This window comes from Microvirga sp. P4_G7 (assembly GCF_056401005.1).
Window position 1 is genome coordinate 1 of the sequence record NZ_JBFUKD010000860.1, and the last position, 1,340, is coordinate 1,340.

The 1,340-nt window shown below is 59.9% G+C and carries 1 protein-coding gene; it reads left to right on the forward strand.

What is annotated here, in order from left to right; all coding sequences use genetic code 11:
- On the forward strand, positions 1–1,340 hold a 1,340-nt coding region (locus tag AC1DT3_RS21410; RefSeq protein WP_477467198.1), incomplete at both ends, for a S10 family peptidase.

Genomic DNA, 1,340 nt, shown 5'->3' on the forward strand with positions numbered 1-1,340 from the left:
GACGAACGTTGCGCTTCACGGCAACGGCGGGAAGTCTCACGCTCACGGATGTGCAAGGAAAGCCGCAGGCCGATGTCGGCTACGTCGCATACGTGAAGGACGACGAGAACGTCGGCAAGCGTCCGATTGCATTCGCCATCAACGGCGGTCCTGGCGCTTCCTCGGCCTATCTGCATTTGATGGCGATCGGGCCATGGCGTCTTCCCTTGAACGAAGCGTCGATCAGCCCGTCGACACAGGCGACTCTTGTCGGCAATGCGGAAACATGGCTGGATTTCACCGATCTCGTTTTCATCGACCCGCCGGGGACCGGATACAGCCGCATTCTCGGCGACGACAAGGTACGCGAGCATTTCTATTCGGTGAGCGGCGACATCGACGGGGTTGCGGCATTCGTGGTGCGCTGGCTCAAGGACAAGAACAGGCTCCTGTCGCCGAAGTTTTTCGCTGGCGAAAGTTATGGCGGATTTCGTGGTCCGCTCGTCGCGGCAAAACTCCAGAGTGATCAAGGCATCGGCATGAGCGGTCTCGTACTCATCTCGCCCGTCTTTGACTTCGACTGGCTCGATCAGCCGACTTATGCGCCTTGGGTCGACGCATCGCGTCTCCCATCCATGGCCGCGGCAAAACTCGCTCGCAGCGGAACAGTCACGCGCGACGCTTTGCGCGATGTCGAAAATTACGCGTCCGGCGAGTACCTCGTCGATCTCATGAAGGGGTTGCAGGACAAGGACGCGGTCGAGCGCGTCAGCAAGCGTGTCGCAGATGTGACGGGTCTGGATTCTGCGTTGGTGAGGCGGCTTGCGGGCCGAGTCAGCGGGAGTGCGTTCCAACGGGAGATACGGCGGTCCTCGAACGAGGTCGTAAGCGTCTACGATGCCGATATCGCGAGCTTCAATCCAGAGCCGACGGCCTTCTTTGCGCGGTTCGAAGATCCGGTCCTGACCGCGTTGACCGCGCCTTTGACGACCGCGATCCTCGATCACCTGACGCGGACGCTGAACTATCGCGTCGAAGGACGCTACAACCTGCTCAACGAATCGATCAATCGTGCGTGGCGTTGGGAGAGTAACCGCGATCACGCGGACAACATGGGAGAGCTGCGGCAGAGTCTTGCACTCGATTCCAAACTCCGGGTTCATGTTGCGCACGGCTTCACCGATCTCGTGACGCCTTACTACGCAAGCCAGCTTCTGTTGAATCAGGTTCCCCGTTTCGGCCCTGAAAACCGCATTGCGCTTCAGGTCTACGGCGGTGGTCACATGTTCTATTCGCGCGATGCGTCGCGCCAGGCTTTCCGCGCCGATGTTCAACGTCTCTTCGAAGATGCGTTGCAGGCG